15 protein-coding genes are annotated in these 17,797 nt (G+C 67.4%); 8 read left to right on the top strand and 7 right to left on the bottom strand.

Translation table 11 applies throughout. The features are described from left to right. Positions 1 to 2 precede the first annotated feature (2 nt). Positions 3 to 293, bottom strand: a complete 291-nt coding sequence (locus tag ACV229_RS18950) for a hypothetical protein (protein WP_448084643.1) — start codon at positions 291 to 293, stop codon at positions 3 to 5. 6 nt (positions 294 to 299) lie between these two features. Between ACV229_RS18950 and ACV229_RS18955 the strand changes: the two genes are divergently transcribed. Genes ACV229_RS18955 through ACV229_RS18970 form a run of 4 tightly spaced genes read left to right on the top strand, consistent with a single transcriptional unit; the run spans position 300 to position 3,411 of the window. Next, entirely contained in the window at positions 300 to 761 is a 462-nt protein-coding gene (locus tag ACV229_RS18955) for a Fur family transcriptional regulator (protein ID WP_448084644.1), read from the top strand. Between the two features lie 46 nt (positions 762 to 807). Further along, positions 808 to 1,737 (top strand): metal ABC transporter solute-binding protein, Zn/Mn family, encoded by a 930-nt coding sequence (locus tag ACV229_RS18960; RefSeq protein ID WP_448084645.1) that lies wholly within the window; start codon positions 808 to 810, stop codon positions 1,735 to 1,737. Beyond that, positions 1,734 to 2,633, top strand: a complete 900-nt coding sequence (locus ACV229_RS18965) for an ABC transporter ATP-binding protein (RefSeq protein WP_448084646.1) — start codon at positions 1,734 to 1,736, stop codon at positions 2,631 to 2,633. The genes ACV229_RS18960 and ACV229_RS18965 overlap by 4 nt, the downstream gene beginning before the upstream one ends. Further along, on the top strand, positions 2,626 to 3,411 hold the full coding sequence (locus ACV229_RS18970; protein ID WP_448084647.1) for a metal ABC transporter permease: 786 nt from the start codon (positions 2,626 to 2,628) through the stop codon (positions 3,409 to 3,411). The genes ACV229_RS18965 and ACV229_RS18970 overlap by 8 nt, the downstream gene beginning before the upstream one ends. 103 nt (positions 3,412 to 3,514) lie before the next feature. On the opposite strand, the gene fghA is transcribed toward ACV229_RS18970, so the two are convergent. The 3 genes from fghA to ACV229_RS18985 all read right to left on the bottom strand — a co-directional run bounded on the left by fghA (position 3,515) and on the right by ACV229_RS18985 (position 7,507). Continuing rightward, on the bottom strand, positions 3,515 to 4,363 hold the full coding sequence (gene fghA, locus ACV229_RS18975; RefSeq protein ID WP_448084648.1) for an S-formylglutathione hydrolase: 849 nt from the start codon (positions 4,361 to 4,363) through the stop codon (positions 3,515 to 3,517). Positions 4,364 to 4,379: 16 nt separating this feature from the next. Continuing rightward, on the bottom strand, positions 4,380 to 5,486 hold the full coding sequence (locus ACV229_RS18980) for an S-(hydroxymethyl)glutathione dehydrogenase/class III alcohol dehydrogenase (RefSeq protein ID WP_042586193.1): 1,107 nt from the start codon (positions 5,484 to 5,486) through the stop codon (positions 4,380 to 4,382). A gap of 419 nt (positions 5,487 to 5,905) precedes the next feature. After that, positions 5,906 to 7,507 (bottom strand): xylulokinase, encoded by a 1,602-nt coding sequence (locus tag ACV229_RS18985; protein WP_448084649.1) that lies wholly within the window; start codon positions 7,505 to 7,507, stop codon positions 5,906 to 5,908. A gap of 426 nt (positions 7,508 to 7,933) precedes the next feature. Here ACV229_RS18985 and ACV229_RS18990 point away from each other — a divergent pair, with 426 nt between their 5' ends. Together ACV229_RS18990 and ACV229_RS18995 are read left to right on the top strand one after the other, a co-directional pair. After that, entirely contained in the window at positions 7,934 to 9,307 is a 1,374-nt protein-coding gene (locus ACV229_RS18990) for a nucleobase:cation symporter-2 family protein (protein ID WP_448084650.1), read from the top strand. Between the two features lie 24 nt (positions 9,308 to 9,331). Beyond that, entirely contained in the window at positions 9,332 to 9,694 is a 363-nt protein-coding gene (locus ACV229_RS18995; RefSeq protein WP_448084651.1) for a hypothetical protein, read from the top strand. On the opposite strand, the gene ACV229_RS19000 is transcribed toward ACV229_RS18995, so the two are convergent. Genes ACV229_RS19000 through ACV229_RS19010 form a run of 3 tightly spaced genes read right to left on the bottom strand, consistent with a single transcriptional unit; the run spans position 9,640 to position 15,668 of the window. Further along, the gene (locus tag ACV229_RS19000) at positions 9,640 to 11,166 is read right to left on the bottom strand and encodes an efflux transporter outer membrane subunit (protein ID WP_448084652.1); all 1,527 of its coding nucleotides are present in this window, start codon (positions 11,164 to 11,166) and stop codon (positions 9,640 to 9,642) included. The genes ACV229_RS18995 and ACV229_RS19000 overlap by 55 nt on opposite strands. Then, positions 11,166 to 14,366 carry an efflux RND transporter permease subunit gene (locus tag ACV229_RS19005; RefSeq protein WP_448084653.1) on the bottom strand — a complete coding sequence of 1,067 codons (3,201 nt, stop codon included), beginning with the start codon at positions 14,364 to 14,366 and terminating at the stop codon, positions 11,166 to 11,168. The genes ACV229_RS19000 and ACV229_RS19005 overlap by 1 nt, the downstream gene beginning before the upstream one ends. A gap of 15 nt (positions 14,367 to 14,381) precedes the next feature. After that, positions 14,382 to 15,668, bottom strand: a complete 1,287-nt coding sequence (locus ACV229_RS19010; protein WP_448084654.1) for an efflux RND transporter periplasmic adaptor subunit — start codon at positions 15,666 to 15,668, stop codon at positions 14,382 to 14,384. Positions 15,669 to 16,070: 402 nt separating this feature from the next. On the opposite strand from ACV229_RS19010, the gene ACV229_RS19015 reads away from it, so the two are divergent. After that, positions 16,071 to 16,712 carry a TetR family transcriptional regulator gene (locus tag ACV229_RS19015; RefSeq protein WP_448084655.1) on the top strand — a complete coding sequence of 214 codons (642 nt, stop codon included), beginning with the start codon at positions 16,071 to 16,073 and terminating at the stop codon, positions 16,710 to 16,712. Between the two features lie 65 nt (positions 16,713 to 16,777). Then, positions 16,778 to 17,764, top strand: a complete 987-nt coding sequence (locus tag ACV229_RS19020; protein ID WP_448084656.1) for a helix-turn-helix domain-containing protein — start codon at positions 16,778 to 16,780, stop codon at positions 17,762 to 17,764. The last annotated feature ends 33 nt before the right edge of the window (positions 17,765 to 17,797 follow it).

Consider the following 17,797-nt stretch of genomic DNA (forward strand, 5'->3'; position numbering starts at 1 on the left):
GTTCATTCTGCGTTGTGCGACGTGCCGACGGGTGAGCGAATGCTCGCGGCACGAATAATTGCTCTGCCTGCGATCAAATGATCGGATACGGAACCGGGGCTGTCAAGGCGAATCAGGCCGGTTTCGATGATGCAGTGCGGCAGAACGATGCCGGTCGAACGGGCCGAGAGGCCGGCGGGACAACGGTAGCGGGACTGGGTGCGGCGCGAATGGACATGAACGTGACGGGCGGCCGCATGCGCGAAGGGCCGATACGTTATATCATCGCGATATCTTTGTTTCATCGCCTGCATTGCGCCATGGCTACTTCCTCGTCAATCGCCGACCGGCTGTCCCGCGCCGACGCGTTCGCCGCCGAGCACGGGCTCGCGTGGACGCCGCTGCGCCGGCAAGTCTACGAACGCGTGCTCGCCGCGCAGCGCCCGATCGGCGCGTACGACCTGCTCGCCGAACTCGAGCCGCAACGCGGCCGCGTGCCGCCCACGACCGTGTATCGCGCGCTGGATTTCCTCGTCGAGCACGGCTTCATCCACCGGATCGAATCGAAGAACGCGTTCTTCGCCTGCTGCGAGATCGGCGTGCCGCACGAAGGCCAGTTCCTGATCTGCGAATCCTGCGGCGAGACCACCGAGATTCCGGGCGGCGACCTCGCGAAGCAGCTGTCCGCGAGCCCGCCCGCGCACGGCTTCGAGGTTCACCACCAGGTCGTCGAATTGAGCGGCCTGTGCGGACATTGCAAGACCAAGCCGGCGCAGCGCTGACGCCGATCGCGCGGCCCCGCGCCGCACCTTCCCGACGAGGAGTTTGATGTCCATTGCCCTGAAGCACGCTTCGCTGCGCGCCCCGTTGCCTGTCGCTTCGCGCCCCCTTCGCTGGCTCGCCGCCGGCCTGGCTGCGCTGTCGCTCGCCGTACCCGCGCTCGCGCAAGCCGCAGCCGTCAACGTCGTCGCCGCCGAGAATTTCTACGGCGACGTCGTATCGCAGATCGGCGGCCGCCACGTCGCCGTGACGAGCATCCTCAGCAATCCCGACCAGGACCCGCACCTGTTCGAGGCAAGCCCGAAGACCGCGCGCGCGCTGCAGCAGGCGCAGCTCGTGGTCTACAACGGCGCCGACTACGATCCGTGGATGGGCAAGCTGCTCGCGGCGTCGAAGCAGGCGAAGCGCACGACGATCGTCGTCGCGGACCTGGTCGGCAAGAAGGCCGGCGACAACCCGCACCTGTGGTACGACCCGGCGACGATGCCGGCCGCCGCGCGCGCGATCGCGGCCGAGCTCGGCCGCGCGGACCCCGCGAACAAGGCCGAATACGATGCGAACCTGCAGAAGTTCGTCGCGTCGCTGAAGCCCGTCGACGACAAGGTCGCCGCGCTGCGCACGCAGTACAAGGGCGTGCCCGTGACGGCCACCGAGCCCGTGTTCGGCTATATGTCCGACGCGATCGGTCTCGACATGCGCAACCAGCGCTTCCAGCTCGCGACGATGAACAACACCGAGGCCAGCGCCCAGGACGTCGCCGCGTTCGAGAACGACCTGCGCAAGAAGCAGGTGCGCGTGCTCATCTACAACAGCCAGGCCGAGGAGCCGATGACGAAGCGGATGCTGAAGATCGCCCGCGACGGCGGCGTACCGACCGTCAGCGTCACCGAGACGCAGCCGGCCGGCAAGACCTTCCAGCAATGGATGGCCGGCCAGCTCGACGCGCTCGCCAAGGCGCTTTCCACCGGCAGCAAATGACCCGCAATCCACACGCACTCGACCTCGATCGCGTCACGCTCGAACTGGGCGGACGCACGATCCTGCGCGACGTCAGCTTCTCGATCGAACCCGGCGAATTCGTCGGCGTGCTCGGCCCGAACGGCGCCGGCAAGACGACGCTGATGCGCGCGGTGCTCGGCCTCGTGCCGGTCTCGGGCGGCACGCTGCGCGTTGGCGCCGAGCCGGTCGCGCGCGGCAATCCGTCGATCGGCTACATGCCGCAGATCCGAAGCGGCCTCGCGAACCGCCGGATGCGTGGCTACGACTTCGTCGCGATGGCGGCCGACGGGCACCGCTGGGGCCTGCCGCACACGAACGCCGCGACGCGGCACGACGTCGATCGCGTGCTCGGCCTCGTCGACGGCCGCGCGCTTGCGCGCCGGCCGCTGTCGGAGCTGTCGGGCGGCGAGCGGCAGCGCCTGCTGCTCGCGCAGTGCCTGCTCGACAGCCCGAAGCTGCTGCTGCTCGACGAGCCGCTGATCAGCCTCGACCCGAACCACCAGCGCGGCGTGGTCGAACTCGTGCGCCGCGTGCAGCGCGAGCTCGGCATCACGGTGCTGTTCTCCGCGCACGAACTGAACCCGCTCCTCAACGCGCTCGACCGGGTGCTGTATCTCGGCAACGGCGTCGCGGCGCTCGGCACGGTCGACGAAGTGATCACGAAGCCCGTGCTGTCTCGGCTGTACGGCTCGCCGATCGACGTGATGCGCGTGAACGGCAAGATCTTCGTGATGTCCGGCGACGTGGAAGTCGAGAAGCACGACCACGAGCATGAAGGCGACGAGGACGGCCACGGCCACGCGCACGGCGGCCACGGCCATCATCACCACGGACACGCGCACCCTCAGTCGAGCGGGCAATCACACGATGTTTGAATACGATTTCATGATCAATGCCTTCGCGGCATCGGGAATCGTCGCGGTGCTCGCGGGCATCGTCGGCTATTTCCTGGTGCTGCGCGGGCAGACCTTCGCGGGCCACGCGCTGTCGCACGTCGGCTTCACCGGCGCGACGGGCGCGGTGCTGCTCGGCATCTCGCCGATCTGGGGGATGGTCGGCTTCACGCTCGCGGCCGGGATCGGCATGGGCGCGCTCGGCGAGCGGCTCGCGGGGCGCGACGTCGCGATCGGCGTGACACTGTCGGTCGCGCTCGGCTGCGGGCTGCTGTTCCTGCATTTCTACACGTCGTTCGCGACGCAGGTGACGGCCCTGCTGTTCGGCAACGTGCTCGCGGTCAGCCACGACACGCTCGCGGTGCTCGCCGGGATCGGCGCGGTGAGCCTCGGCGCGCTCGCGCTGATGGCGCGGCCGCTGATGTTCGCGTCGCTGCAGCCGGAGCTCGCCGAAGCGAAGGGCGTGTCGCTGCGCACGGTGTCGGTGCTGTTCCTCGCCGTGTGCGCGCTCGCGGTCGCGGCGGCGACGCAGATCGTCGGCGTGCTGCTCGTGTTCACGCTGCTGGTCGGCCCGGCCGCCGCCGCGCAGAACGTGTCGACGCGGCTGTCGACGGGCGTGCTGCTCGCCGCGCTGTTCGCGCTGTTCGAGGCGTGGGCCGGCATCGCGCTCGCGTATCACACCGATTGGCCGACGAGCTTCTGGATCACCGCGCTGTCGGCGCTCGTGTACGGCGCGAGCCTGTTGCGGCGCAACGGCTGATGCACGCGGCGGGATCACGCCGCGCACCATGAAAAACGCCGGCGTGCCCGAAGGCAGCGCCGGCGTTTTTTATTGCCCGGTCCGCGCGCCGCGGATCAGGCGTTCATTGCGCGAGCACCCGCGCATGATGCGCGATGTGATCGGCGATGAACGTCGAGATGAAGTAGTAGCCGTGGTCGTAACCCGCGTGGCGCCGCAACGTCAGCGGCTGGCCTGCCTTCGCGCAAGCCGCCTCGAACACGTCGGGGTTCAGCTGGTTCGCGAGGAACTGATCGGCGAGCCCTTGATCGACGAGGATCCCTTCCGCGAACTTCCGCGCATCCGCCCGCGCGACGAGTTCGCTCGCGTCGTAGCGCTTCCACGCATCGCGATCCGCACCGAGATACCCCGACAACGCCTTCTCGCCCCACGGGCAGCGCGTCGGCGCCGCGATCGGCGCGAACGCCGACACCGAGCGGTACACGTCCGGGTTGCGCAGTGCGAGCACGAGCGCGCCGTGCCCGCCCATCGAGTGGCCGAAGATGCCGAGCCGTGCGCCGTCGATCGGCAGTTCGGCCGTCACCGTCTCGCGCAGCTCGTCGACGACGTACGAATCCATCCGGTAATGCGTCGACCACGGCGCTTCGGTCGCATCGACATAGAAGCCCGCACCGGCGCCGAAGTCCCACGCATCGGTCTCGCCCGGCACGCCCGCGCCGCGCGGGCTCGTGTCGGGTGCGACGAGCGCGAGCCCGTGCTGCGCCGCATACTGCTGCGCACCGGCCTTGATCGCGAACGTCTCCTCGGTGCAGGTCAGCCCCGCGAGGTAGAACAGCGCCGGCACGCGACCGTGCGCGGCCTGCGGCGGCAGGTACACCGAGAACTTCATCGGCAGGCCGATCGCCTTCGAGTCATGGCGATAGAAGCGCTGCTCGCCGCCGTGGCACGCGTGTGACGAAATGAGTTCGAGCATCGTTGACGCCTCGCGATCAGTACAGCACGACCGAGCGGATCGACTCGCCCTTCTTCATCAGGTCGAAGCCGTCGTTGATCTTCTCGAGCGGCAGCGTGTGCGTGATCAGGTCGTCGATGTTGATCTTGCCTTCCATGTACCAGTCGACGATCTTCGGCACGTCCGTGCGGCCACGTGCGCCGCCGAACGCCGAGCCCTTCCACTCGCGGCCCGTCACGAGCTGGAACGGCCGCGTGCTGATCTCCTCGCCGGCCGCCGCGACGCCGATGATGAACGACTGGCCCCAGCCCTTGTGCGTGCACTCGAGCGCCTGGCGCATCAGCTTCACGTTGCCGACGCATTCGAACGAGTAGTCCGCGCCGCCATCCGTCAGCTGCACGATATGGTCGACCACGTTCTCGACCTCGTTCGGGTTGATGAAGTGCGTCATCCCGAACTTCTTCGCGAGCTCGACGCGCTTCGGGTTGATGTCGACACCAATGATCTTGTCCGCGCCGACCATCTTCGCGCCCTGGATCACGTTCAGCCCGATCCCGCCGAGGCCGAACACGACGACGTTCGCGCCCGCCTCGACCTTCGCCGAGTACACCACCGCGCCGACGCCCGTCGTCACGCCGCAGCCGATGTAGCAGATCTTGTCGAACGGCGCGTCCTCGCGCACCTTCGCGACCGCGATCTCCGGCACCACGATGTAGTTCGAGAACGTCGACGTGCCCATGTAGTGGAACAGCGGCTTGCCATCGAGCGAGAAGCGCGACGTCGCGTCTGGCATCAGGCCCTTGCCCTGCGTCGCGCGGATCTTCTGGCACAGGTTCGTCTTGCGCGACAGGCAGAACTTGCACTCGCGGCATTCGGGCGTGTAGAGCGGAATCACGTGATCGCCCTTGCGCACGGTGCCGACGCCGGGGCCGACGTCGACCACGACGCCCGCGCCTTCATGGCCGAGGATCGCCGGGAAGAGCCCTTCCGGATCCGCGCCCGACAGCGTGTAGTAGTCGGTGTGGCAGATCCCCGTCGCCTTCACCTCGATCAGCACTTCGCCCGCGCGCGGCCCTTCCAGGTCGACTTCCTCGATCGTCAGCGGCGCACCGGCCTTCCACGCAATCGCGGCTTTCGTCTTCATCGTGTGACTCCTATCAAGTGTGTCGGCCCGAGTTGGCGCTTTAGCGCTTACTCGGGCCCCATGCTTCGCGGTCGGCCCGAGTTGGCGCTTTAGCGCTTACTCGGGCCCCATGCTTCGCGGTCGGCCCGAGTTGGCGCTTTGGCGCTTACTCGGGCCCCATGCTTCGCGGTCGGCCCGGGTTGGCGCTTTGGCGCTTGCCGACCGGAGTGGGTGCTTCAGCACTTGCTCCGGTCCCGCGCAAAGCGTACTCAGGCCCCACGCAAAGCCGGGTTGGCCACGCCACGCATCGATACGCGCGGCACGGCGAAAGAAAAACGTGCTCGCCATGATGGCCGATCGCCGCGCGCGCCGCGTGCGGGAAACAGCCGTCCGGCTGCCTGTATGCGTCATCGATGACGCAAAACGACAAGTGCCCGAGTTTAAACACCTGTCGCGAACCACGCATCCGTTCGCGTGTACAGATCGACGAAACGTGCGTACCGCGCCGCCAGCGCGCGGTCGCCGGACGGTGCGGCGGCCGGCGATGCGGCGGGCGCGAGCGTGCGCAGTTCGCTTTCTCGCCAGTGTCCGATCGCGACGCCGGCCAGCAGCGCCGCGCCGCGGGTCGCCGCATTCGGGCAGTCGACCGCGTCGAGCGACGCATCGAGCGCGTCCGCGAGCAGCTGACGCCAGCGCGGATCGACCGAGCCGCCGCCGGCGAGCCTCAGCGATGCGACCGGCGCACGCGCGGCGGTCTCGCTTTCGTCCCGTGCCGACGCGCGCGCAGCATGCGACCCCGAACAGCGCGCAGCGAACGTCGGATCGCCCGCTGCACGCGCGGCCGATGCACCGTCGCCGCCGGACGGATCGCCCGCTCCCGGATGGCCGGCCCCCGGACGGCCGTATCCCGGATGGCCGCCCCCCCGAATCGCATCGAGCCCTGCGCGCAACGCGAACGCGACGCCTTCGAACGCCGCGCGCATCATCGCGCCGCGCGTGTCGCCGAGCCCGAGCCCGAGCCAGCCGCCGCGCGCATCCGGATTCATCCACGGCGAGCGTTCGCCGGTCAGGTACGGCAGGAAGCACAGCCGTTCCGAAGCGGGCTGCGCGAACGCGTCGTCGTACGCGGCCGGCCAGTTCGTGTAGCCGAGCCAGCCGCGCACCGCTTCGAGCGCGAGCCCGACGTTCTGCATCGCCGCCATCGTGTAGTACCCGTCGCCGGCTGCCGCACGGTAGCGATGCAGGCCGCGCCGCGCGGCCGGCAGACGGTCCGCGAGCACGACGATCTGCCCGCCGCTGCCGGTCGTCAGCAGTGCGTCGCCATCCGCGACGAGACCGCTGCCGAGCGCCGCACACGCGGTGTCGGCCGCACCGGTGGCAAGCGGCACGCCGGCCGGTAGGCCAAGCGCGGCGGCGGCAGCGGCGCCAAGCAGGCCGCAGTGCGCGCCCGATGCGCGCACCGGCGCGAACAGCGCGTGCGGCAAGCCGAATGCATCGAGCCGCGCGGTGTCCCATGCGCCGTCCGGCGTCGCGAGCGCGGTCGCGCATGCGTCGCTCGGATCGGCCGCGACGTCGCCGCCGAGCGCGATGCGCAGCCAGTCCTTCGGCTGCACGGCCCAGCGCGCCGCACGCAACGCCGCCGGTTCGTGCGCGGCGACCCAGCGCAGCAGCGGCCCGGCCATCCCCGGCGCGACCGGGTTCGACGCGTCGGGCCAGTCGTGCGCGTCGGCATGGCGGGCCGCACGCGTATCGGGCCAGAGCAGCGCCGGCCGCACGGGACGGCCGGCCGCGTCGATCAGCGCGACGCCGTGCATCTGTCCGGAGAAACCGATCGCCTGCACCTGCGCGCGCTCGTCCGCAGGCAGCCGCGCGGCGGCGCGCACGAGCGCCTGCCACCACACGTCCGGCGCGATTTCCGCCCAGCCGGGCTGCGGCGACGACAACGAATAGGGTTCGCTCGCGACCGAGCGTTCGACGCCGTCGGCGTCGAGCGTGACGAGTTTCACCGAGCCGGTGCCGAGATCGATTCCGAGCAAGCGCATGACGAAGCGACGATATGAAGTGAAGGAGTCTGATGATAGCGGGATCGGCAGTCGCGCCCCGTTAATTCCGTCCGATAGCGACATCGACGACGGCTGCCGCCAACAGGTTGCACGCACCGCCGAAAATCCGCGTTCACGGGTTAACCCGTGGCGATTTTTCGCGACCCGAAATGTCCATTATTCCCGAACCGCGATACACACCATAAAGCCACCTATATTTGACAGGGGGGCCGAGGCTATTTTGAAGGGCTATAAAACCGGGAAACCTCACTCCTGCGGCAGATCCCCGATGCTCGACACCCTGCTCCATGCCGAATTGGCATATCGAACCTGCAAAGAACGGAATAGAACCCAGTGCTCTTGTTGCGAGGTGGCATTGCGCATAACTTCGTACCACCCTGAAAACAAGATCATGGAGTGAGACAGATGCAATCGAACACGGTCCATCCGTGCGATGAAGTGTTGCCGACCGGCAAGCTCGTAACGCTTGGTCTTCAGCACGTCCTCGTCATGTACGCCGGCGCGGTCGCCGTGCCGCTCATCGTTGGTGGCGCGCTCAAGCTGCCGAAAGACCAGATCGCGTTCCTGATCAGCGCCGATCTGTTTTCGTGCGGCATCGCCACGCTGATCCAGACGCTCGGCCTGTGGATCTTCGGCATCCGCCTGCCCGTGATCATGGGCTGCACGTTCGCGGCGGTCGGCCCGATGGTCGCGATCGGCACGAACCCCGGCCTCGGCATTCTCGACATCTTCGGCTCGACGATCGCGGCCGGCATCATCGGCATCGTGCTCGCGCCGATGATCGGCAAGCTGCTGCGCTTCTTCCCGCCTGTCGTCGTCGGCACGGTGATCTCCGTGATCGGCCTGTCGTTGATGGAGGTCGGGATCAACTGGGCCGCGGGCGGCGTCGGCAATCCCGACTACGGCAGCCCCGTGTACCTCGGCCTGTCGCTGCTCGTGCTCACGCTGATCCTGCTGATCAACAAGTTCGGCCGCGGCTTCATCGCGAACATCTCGGTGCTGCTCGGCATCGTCGCGGGCTTCGCGATCGCGTTCGCCATCGGCCGCGTGAACACGGACGGCGTCGCCCTCGCGCCGTGGGTCGGGTTCGTGATGCCGTTCCACTTCGGCTGGCCGCATTTCGATCCGCTGTCGATCGCGACGATGGTCACGGTGATGTTCGTCACGTTCATCGAATCGACCGGGATGTTCCTCGCGGTCGGCGACATGGTCGAGCGTCCGGTCGACCAGCAGACGCTCGTGCGCGGCCTGCGCGTCGACGGCCTCGGCACGCTGATCGGCGGCATCTTCAACTCGTTCCCGCATACGTCGTTCTCGCAGAACGTCGGCCTGATCGGCGTGACGGGCGTGAAGAGCCGCTACGTCTGCGCGACGGGCGGCGTGATCCTGGTGCTGCTGGGCCTGTTCCCGAAGATGGCGCAGGTCGTCGCGTCGGTGCCGCCGTTCGTGCTCGGCGGCGCGGGGATCGTGATGTTCGGGATGGTCGCCGCGAACGGCGTGAAGGTGCTGTCGAAGGTCGACTTCGTGAACAACCATCACAACCTGTTCATCGTCGCCGTGAGCATCGGCATGGGTCTCGTGCCGGTCGTGTCGCCGCACTTCTTCTCGAAGCTGCCGGCCGCGCTCGCACCGATCCTGCACAGCGGCATCCTGCTCGCATCGGTGACGGCCGTGATCCTGAACATCGTGTTCAACGGCGTGAAGGGCGAGAAGGAAGCGAAGTGCGACATCCGCCGCGCGGGCCACGATTTCGACGGGCGACCGGTCGACCTGCACTGATCACTGACGCGCGGATCGCGCCGCTTGACGGCGCGCCGTTCGATCGACGAAAGCGCCACGGACAGCCCGTGGCGTTTTTCGCTGTGCGCCCCGCTTGCAGGTGACGGCGCGACATTCGGCATCGAACCGCCGGTCATGCGAACGACGGCATCACGTTGCGCGGGCAACGAATTCGCGTCGATGCGCCCGCGCAAAAGAAGAAACGCCACGGACTTGCGTCCGTGGCGTTGTCGCTTGCAGCTCATGGCATGCGTGCCGCGCGACATTCCGCGCACACGACACCTGCGGGATCAACGCCGACGGTCGGCGACCGTGGCGGTGATCCGTCGCGCTTACCCGTTCGTCGCGGCGGCCGACGCCGGCGCGGGCGCCGCCGCCTTGTCGTAGTCGACCGGCTGATCGGCCGGACGCGGCGTCTCGCCGGCCCGCTCGATCCAGCCGCCGCCCAGCGCGCGATACAGGTCGACGAGGTTGGTCCAGCGCGCGAGCCGCGCGTTGATCAGCGTCTGCTGCGCCACGTACAGGGAGGTCTGCGCGGTCAGCACCGACAGGTAGCTGTCGACGCCGTTCTTGTAACGCAGGTCCGACAGATCGAAGCGGCGCTGCTCTGCGTGCTCGTTGCGCTCGAGTGCGGCGATCTGCTGGTCGTACGTGCCGCGCGCAGCGAGACCGTCCGACACTTCGCGGAATGCCGACTGGATCGCCTTCTCGTAGTTCGCGATCTCGATTCGCTTCTGCACATGCGCGAGGTTCAGGTTCGCGATGTTCTGCCCGCCCTCGAAGATCGGCATCGTGATCTGCGGCGCGAACGACCACGCCGCGGTGCCGGCCTTGAACAGGCCGCCGAGCGTCGGGCTCGCGGTACCGAACGCACCCGTCAGCGAAATCTTCGGGAAGAACGCCGCGCGCGCCGCGCCGATGTTCGCGTTCGCGGCCAGCAGGGTCTGCTCCGCCTGCATGATGTCCGGACGGCGCGTCAGCAGATCCGACGGCAGGTCGGCCGGCACGTCCGTCAGCAGATTCTGCGCGTCGAGCGGCATGCCCGGCGGCAAGTCGTCCGGCAGCGGCTCGCCGATCAGCAGCACGAGCGCATTCACGGCCTGCGCACGGGCACGCGCCTGCGCCTGCTGGTTCGCGAGCGCCGTCTCGACGACCGTCTGCGCCTGGCGCAAATCGAGTTCCGTGCCGGTGCCGTTGTCGAACTGCAGCTTCGTCAGGTCGTACGACGCCTGTGCGGTCTTCAGCGTGTCTTCCGTGACCTTCAGCAGATCGTCGGTCGACAGCAGCGTCAGGTACTGGTCCGCGACTTGCGACACGAGCGAGATTTCCGTCGCCTGACGCGCATACGCGGTCGCGAGGTACTGCGCGAGCGCCTGGTCCTTCAGGCTCTGCACGCGGCCGAACAGGTCGAGCTCCCACGACGCCGACAGGCCGACGTTGTAGCTGCGCGAGATGTACGGCACCCCGATCGTCGAGAGGCCCTGCGGAATGCGCTGGATGCTGCCGCTGCCCGTGGCGTCGAGCGTCGGGAACAGGCCGGCGCGCGTGATCTGGTACTGCGCGCGCGACGCCTCGATGTTCAGCACCGCGACCCGCAGGTCGCGATTGTTCTTCAACGCGATCTCGATCAGCCGCTGCAGGCGCGGATCGACAAAGAACTCGCGCCAGCCGATGGCGGTCGCCGCCTGGCCGTTCGCGCTGCGCGCGCCGGCCGCAGCGGCCGGCTGCGTCGCATAGACGCCGCCCGACGGGAACGTCTGCGCGACGGGCGCGTCGGGCCGCTTGTAATGCGGCGCCATCGTGCAGCCCGTGGCAAAGAGCGCGACCGCGATTGCAGTCAAAGCATGTTTTTGCATCATCACTGCCCCTTCTTCTCGTCGTCGCCGTGGTCGCCCTTGTCCGCCTGGTGCAGGTGATCCTGCGCAAGACGCAACGCCTCGTCGACGTCTTCCTTCTCGCCGCTGAAGATCCCGCGGATCTTCACGAAGAACATCGGGATCATGAAGATCGCGAGGAACGTCGCCGTGATCATCCCGCCGATCACGCCCGTGCCGATCGCGTGCTGGCTCGCCGAACCCGCGCCGTTGCTGACCGCGAGCGGCATCACGCCGAGAATGAACGCGAGCGACGTCATCAGGATCGGACGCAGCCGCAGGCGCGCCGCTTCCAGCGCGGCCTCGATCGGCCCCATCTTCTCCGTCTGCTGCAGTTCGCGCGCGAACTCGACGATCAGGATCGCGTTCTTCGCGGACAGGCCCACCGTCGTCAGCAGGCCGACCTGGAAGTACACGTCGTTCTCGAGGCCGCGCATCGTTGCCGCGAGCAGCGCACCGATCACGCCGAGCGGCACGACCATGATCACCGAGAACGGGATCGACCAGCTTTCATACAGCGCCGCGAGACACAGGAACACGACGAGGATCGAGATCGCGTACAGGATCGGCGCCTGCGAACCCGACTGGATTTCCTGGAACGACAGGCCCGTCCACGAATAGCCGACGCCTTCCGGCAGCTTCTTCGCGAGCGATTCCATCGCCGCCATCGCCTGGCCGGTCGACTTGCCCGGTGCGGCCTGGCCCTGGATTTCCATCGCCGAGATACCGTTGTAGCGCTCGAGCTTCGGCGACCCGTAGGTCCAGTGGCCGGTCGCGAACGCGCCGAACGGCACCATCCCGCCCGTCCCGTTGCGCACGTACCAGATGTTCAGGTCGTCCGGCGTCATCCGGAACGGCGCGTCGGCCTGCACGTACACCTTCTTGATCCGGCCGTCGGTGTCGAGGAAGTTGTTCACGAAGCTCGACGCCCATGCGATCGAGAACGTCTGGTCGATCGCCGACGCGGTCACGCCGAGCGCGTTCGCCTTCTCGCGGTCGATCTCGACCTTGTACTGCGGCGTGTCGTTCAGGCCGTTCGGACGCACGCCCTGCAGCGTCGGATCCTTTGCCGCCATCCCGAGCAACTGGTTACGTGCCGCCATCAGCGCGTCGTGGCCGACACCCGCGTTGTCCGTCAGCTCGAAGTCGAAGCCGGCGGCGGTGCCGAGTTCCGGAATCGACGGCGGGTTGAACGGAATCACGAGCGCGTCCTTGTAGCCCGCATAGCGGCCGAACATCCGGCCGATCAGCGCCTGAACCTTCTGGTTCGCATGCTGACGCTGTGCGTAATCCTTCAGGCGGACGAACACGAGACCCGAGTTCTGGCCGCGGCCCGCGAAGCTGAAGCCGTTGACCGTGAACGCGGATTCGACGATTTCCTTCTCGTCGTTCAGCAGGTAGTTCGAGATGTTCTCGAGCGTCCTGCCGGTGGTTTCCTGCGTCGAGCCGGACGGCGTCTGCACGATCACGAACATCAGGCCCTGGTCTTCATCCGGCAGGAACGACTTCGGCAGGCGCACGAACAGCAGGCCGACCGCGACGATCACGACCAGGTAGATGATGAGCCAGCGGCCCGAGCGCTTGATCACGTGGTGCACGCCGACGTGATACTTGTCGCGGCTCTGGTTGAACGTGCGGTTGAACCAGCCGAAGAAGCCCTTCTTCTCTTCGTGATGCCCCTGCGGAATCGGCTTCAGGATCGTCGCGCACAGCGCCGGCGTCAGAATCAACGCGACGAGCACCGACAGCACCATCGCCGACACGATCGTCAGCGAGAACTGACGGTAGATCGCACCGACCGAGCCGCCCGAGAACGCCACCGGCACGAACACGGCCGACAGCACGAGCGCGACGCCGACCAGCGCGCCGGTGATCTGGCCCATCGCCTTCTTCGTCGCCTCCTTCGGCGACAAGCCTTCCTCGGCCATCACCCGCTCGACGTTCTCCACGACCACGATCGCATCGTCCACCAGCAGACCGATCGCGAGCACGAGACCGAACATCGACAGCGTGTTGATCGAGAAGCCGACGAGCGACATGATCGCGAACGTGCCGAGCAGCACGACCGGCACTGCGATCGTCGGGATGATCGTTGCCCGCAGGTTCTGCAGGAACAGATACATCACGAGGAACACGAGCACGATCCCTTCGAGCAGCGTCTTGACCACTTCCTCGATCGACAGGCGCACGAACGGCGTCGTGTCATACGGATACGAGACGACCAGGCCGTGCGGGTAGTACTTCGACAGTTCGTCGATCTTCGCGCGCACCGCCTTCGCGGTCGCGAGCGCGTTCGCGTTGGTCGCGAGCTGGATACCCAGCGCAGCGGACGGACGGCCGTTGTACTTCGTGTCGAAGTTGTAGTTCTCGCCGCCGAGGCCGATCTTCGCGACGTCCTTCAGGCGCACCTGCGAGCCGTCCTGGTTGACTTTCAGCAGGATGTTGCCGAACTGCTCGGGCGTCTGCAGCAGCGTCGACTCGGTGATCGTCGCCTGCAGCACGGTGCCCGGCACGGCCGGCGTGCCGCCGATCTGGCCGCCCGCGATCTGCACGTTCTGCGCGCTGATCGCGCTCGTGACGTCCACCGGCGTGAGGCCGTAGTTGTTCAGCCGGGTCGGGTCGAGCCAGATCCGCATCGCGTACTGCGAGCCGAACAGCGTGACGGTACCGACGCCGTTGAGCCGGCTGATCGGGTCCTTCACGTGCGACGCCACGTAGTTCGCGAGGTCGTACTTGTTCATGCTGCCGTCTTCGGACGTGAAGGCGAGCACCAGCAGGAAGCTGCTGCTCGATTTCGTCACCGACAGGCCGAGCTGCTGCACGACCTGCGGCAGGATCGGCGTCGCGAGCGACAGCTTGTTCTGCACCTGGACCTGCGCGATGTCGGCGTTGGTGCCGGGCGCGAACGTCAGCGTGATGGTTGCCGTGCCCGAGTCGTCACTCGTCGACGACATGTACAGGAAGTTGTCGAGACCGCTCATCTGCTGCTCGATCACCTGCGTCACCGTGTCTTCCACCGTCTTCGCGGAAGCGCCCGGGTAGTTCGCGGTGATCTGGATCGATGGCGGCGCGATCGTCGGATACTGCGCGATCGGCAGCGTGAAGATCGCTGCGACGCCGGCCAGCATCAGGATGATGGCGATCACCCATGCAAAAATCGGGCGATCGATAAAAAACTTTGCCATGAAACAGGCTCCCTATTATTGCGCGCCCGACGCTGCGGCGGGCGAAGCCGCGGCGGCGCTTGCAGGCGCGGCACCCGATGCGGCGGCATTCGATGCGGCAGCGGACGATGCCGCAGCCGGCGCAACCGGCGCAGCAGCGGCGCCCGATGCGGCGCCCGGCGCCGCCGCGAGCTTCGCCGGCACGGTCTTCACGGTCGCGCCCGGACGCACCTTGTCGATGCCCTGCACGATCACGCGGTCGCCCGCTTGCAGCCCGCCTTCGACAACCCAGTTCTGGCCCTGCATGCCGGTCGTCGTCAGCTGACGCGGCGCAACCTTGCTGTCCGCACCGACCACCATCGCGACCGCCTGACCCTTCTGGTCGTGCGTGACGCCGATCTGCGGCACCAGGAACGCGTTCTCATTCACGCCTTCCTCGATCCGTGCGCGCACGAACATCCCCGGCAGCAGCACGCGGCCCGGGTTCGGGAAGATCGCGCGGATCGTCACCGAGCCCGTCGCCTGATCGACCGTCACGTCCGAGAACTGCAGCTTGCCCGGCTCCGCATACGTCTTGCCGTCTTCCAGGATCAGCGATACCTTCGCCGCGCCCGGGCCGCTCGTCTTCAGCTTGCCGCTCTGCACGTCCTGACGCAGCTTCAGCCCGTCGAGGCTCGATTGCGTCAGGTCAACGTAGACCGGGTCGAGCTGCTGCACAGTCGACATCAGCGTCGCCTGGCTCGCCTGCACGTAGGCGCCCGGCGTGACCTGCGAGATGCCGACGCGGCCCGTGATCGGCGAGACGACGTCCGTGTAGCCGAGGTTGATCTGCGCGGTGTCGACCGCTGCCTTGCCGGCTGCGACGTCCGCCGCGGCCTGCCCTTGCGTGGCCACCGCGTTGTCGTAGTCCTGCTTGCTGACCGCGTTCGCGGCGACGAGCACCTTGTAGCGCGCCACGAGCGCGTTCTGCGTCGCGAGGTTCGCCTGCGCCTTCGCGAGCGTCGCCTTCGCGCTGTTCAGCGCCGCGATGTACGGGGCCGGGTCGATCTTGTAGAGGCGTTGGCCAGCCTTGACGTCGCTGCCTTCGGTGAATTCGCGGCGCAGCACGATGCCGTCGACCCGTGCGCGCACTTGCGCGACGAGGAACGCATTGGTGCGGCCCGGCAGTTCGGTGAAGACCGGCACGGTTTCCGGCTGGACGGTGACGACGCCGACTTCCGGCGTTTGCGGCGGCGGTGCCGAATCTTTTTTCCCGCACGCGGCCAGGAAAACGGCAGCCGTCGCGACAGTGATTAAGCGGTATGGAACCCGTTCGACGCGCATGGAGCGACCTCTGTGTGTAACCAATGGAATGAGTGCAGCGCCCGACAGGGGCGCAACACGGATGCGCCTCACGGCGCTGATCGAACACCTGAATTACTGGACTGCTAGATACAGCAAGCGGCACGAAACCACTGTGCCGACGAGACGCCGCGAACTGCGGACTGGTACTTTGGCGGGAATCAGCAGAGTGGGATATTAACTGATTGCCACTTTCGTCATTCGATCGTAGGGTGGCATTGTATATACATTCACGAATGTATGTAAAATGACCCTCTTCCTGCCGAGACCGCCAAGTCTTACGAATTGTTACCAGCCGCAAGGATAGCCCGTCTGCGCGGCTGCGGCGAGGGTGCAATCCCTATTACTGTTCAGTCCCACCGATCGATCCATTCAGGCCTGCACATGGTCAGACGCACCAAGGAGGAAGCGCTTGCGACGCGCAACAGCATCCTCGACGCCGCCGAACACGTCTTTTTCGAGAAGGGTGTGTCGCACACGTCGCTCGCCGACATCGCCCAGCACGCCGGCGTCACGCGCGGCGCGATCTACTGGCATTTCGCGAACAAGGCCGAACTGTTCGACGCCATGTTCGACCGCGTCTTCCTGCCGATCGACGAGCTGAAGACGATGCCCGCCGACGCGCCGGGCGGCAATCCGCTCGACAAGATCCGCAAGATCCTGATCTGGTGCCTGCTGGGGGTCCAACGCGACTCGCAGCTGCGCCGCGTGTTCAGTATCCTGTTCATGAAGTGCGAGTACGTCGCGGACATGGAGCCGCTGCTGCAGCGCAATCGCGCCGGGATGAGCGAGGCGCTGCACGCGATCGACGCCGATCTCGCGGTGGCCGTGCGGCAGAAGCTGCTGCCCGAGCGGCTCGACACCTGGCGCGCGACGCTGATGCTGCATACGCTCGTCAGTGGTTTTGTGCGCGACATGCTGATGCTGCCCGGCGAAATCGACGCGGAACGGCACGCGGAAAAGCTCGTCGACGGCTGTTTCGACATGCTGCGGTACAGCCCGGCGATGCTGAAGGACGAGGATTGATGCGCGCCGGCGGCCCAATTTCCATTCTTCGATAAAATCGGGCCATCCATCTTGCGGAGCCCGCCATGGCCACCGTCTCGCCGCCTACCGTCGTCGCCGCGATCGCGTTCGACGGCATCAGCCCGTTCCACCTGTCGGTACCGTCGGTCGTGTTCGGCAGGGAGCGCGATGCGGCCGCAACGCCCGTGTTCGACTTCCGCGTGTGCTCGCCGGACCCCGGCCCGCTCGCGACGACAGGCGGCTTCACGATCTCGGCGCCGTTCGGGCTCGACGCGCTCGACGACGCGCAGATCATCATCGTGCCGAGCTGGCGCGACCCGGACGAGACGCCGCCGGCGGTGCTGCTCGATGCCGTGCGTACGGCCGCCGACCGCGGCGCGCTGCTCGTCGGGCTATGCCTCGGCGCCTATGTGCTCGCCGCCGCCGGCCTGCTCGACGGCCGCCCGGCGACGACCCACTGGGCATGGGCCGACGACTTCGCGAAGCGCTTTCCGCGCGTGAAGCTCGATCCCGACGTGCTGTATGTCGACGACGGCAACCTGATGACGTCGGCCGGCACCGCCGCGGGGCTCGACTGCTGCCTGCACGTGGTGCGCCGGCGTTTCGGCACCGATGCGGCGAACCAGATCGCGCGGCGCCTCGTGATTCCGCCGCACCGCCAGGGCGGGCAGGCGCAGTACGTGCCGCAGCCGGTCGCCGCGCACCCGCGCGATGCGCGGCTCGCGGGCCTTCTCGACTGGGTACGCGCGCATCTCGACGCCGCGCACAGCGTCGATTCGCTCGCCGCACACGTGCTGATGAGCCGGCGCACGTTCACGCGCCACTTCCGCCAGGCGACCGGCACGACCGTCACCGCATGGTTGCAGGCCGAGCGGCTCGCGCGCGCGCAGCATCTGCTGGAAACCACCGGACAATCGATCGACGCGATCGCGCAGGCGGCCGGCTACGGGTCGAGCGTGTCGCTGCGCCAGCATTTCGCAAGCGCGCTCGGCACGTCGCCGTCGGCATATCGGCGGGAATTTCGCGGCGCGGCGTTCGACGCGCGCGGATGACGGCCGCCGGGCCGCTGCACCGGCAACGGCCCG

The sequence above is a fragment of the Burkholderia sp. MR1-5-21 genome (assembly GCF_053427715.1).

Bases quoted from the DNA above. Each gene is read 5' to 3' on its own strand.
- ACV229_RS18950 (WP_448084643.1), bottom strand. From the start codon at position 293: ATGCAGGCGATGAAACAAAGATATCGCGATGATATAACGTATCGGCCC.
- ACV229_RS18955 (WP_448084644.1), top strand. From the start codon at position 300: ATGGCTACTTCCTCGTCAATCGCCGACCGGCTGTCCCGCGCCGACGCG.
- ACV229_RS18960 (WP_448084645.1), top strand. From the start codon at position 808: ATGTCCATTGCCCTGAAGCACGCTTCGCTGCGCGCCCCGTTGCCTGTC.
- ACV229_RS18965 (WP_448084646.1), top strand. From the start codon at position 1,734: ATGACCCGCAATCCACACGCACTCGACCTCGATCGCGTCACGCTCGAA.
- ACV229_RS18970 (WP_448084647.1), top strand. From the start codon at position 2,626: ATGTTTGAATACGATTTCATGATCAATGCCTTCGCGGCATCGGGAATC.
- fghA (WP_448084648.1), bottom strand. From the start codon at position 4,363: ATGCTCGAACTCATTTCGTCACACGCGTGCCACGGCGGCGAGCAGCGC.
- ACV229_RS18980 (WP_042586193.1), bottom strand. From the start codon at position 5,486: ATGAAGACGAAAGCCGCGATTGCGTGGAAGGCCGGTGCGCCGCTGACG.
- ACV229_RS18985 (WP_448084649.1), bottom strand. From the start codon at position 7,507: ATGCGCTTGCTCGGAATCGATCTCGGCACCGGCTCGGTGAAACTCGTC.
- ACV229_RS18990 (WP_448084650.1), top strand. From the start codon at position 7,934: ATGCAATCGAACACGGTCCATCCGTGCGATGAAGTGTTGCCGACCGGC.
- ACV229_RS19000 (WP_448084652.1), bottom strand. From the start codon at position 11,166: ATGATGCAAAAACATGCTTTGACTGCAATCGCGGTCGCGCTCTTTGCC.
- ACV229_RS19005 (WP_448084653.1), bottom strand. From the start codon at position 14,366: ATGGCAAAGTTTTTTATCGATCGCCCGATTTTTGCATGGGTGATCGCC.
- ACV229_RS19010 (WP_448084654.1), bottom strand. From the start codon at position 15,668: ATGCGCGTCGAACGGGTTCCATACCGCTTAATCACTGTCGCGACGGCT.
- ACV229_RS19015 (WP_448084655.1), top strand. From the start codon at position 16,071: ATGGTCAGACGCACCAAGGAGGAAGCGCTTGCGACGCGCAACAGCATC.
- ACV229_RS19020 (WP_448084656.1), top strand. From the start codon at position 16,778: ATGGCCACCGTCTCGCCGCCTACCGTCGTCGCCGCGATCGCGTTCGAC.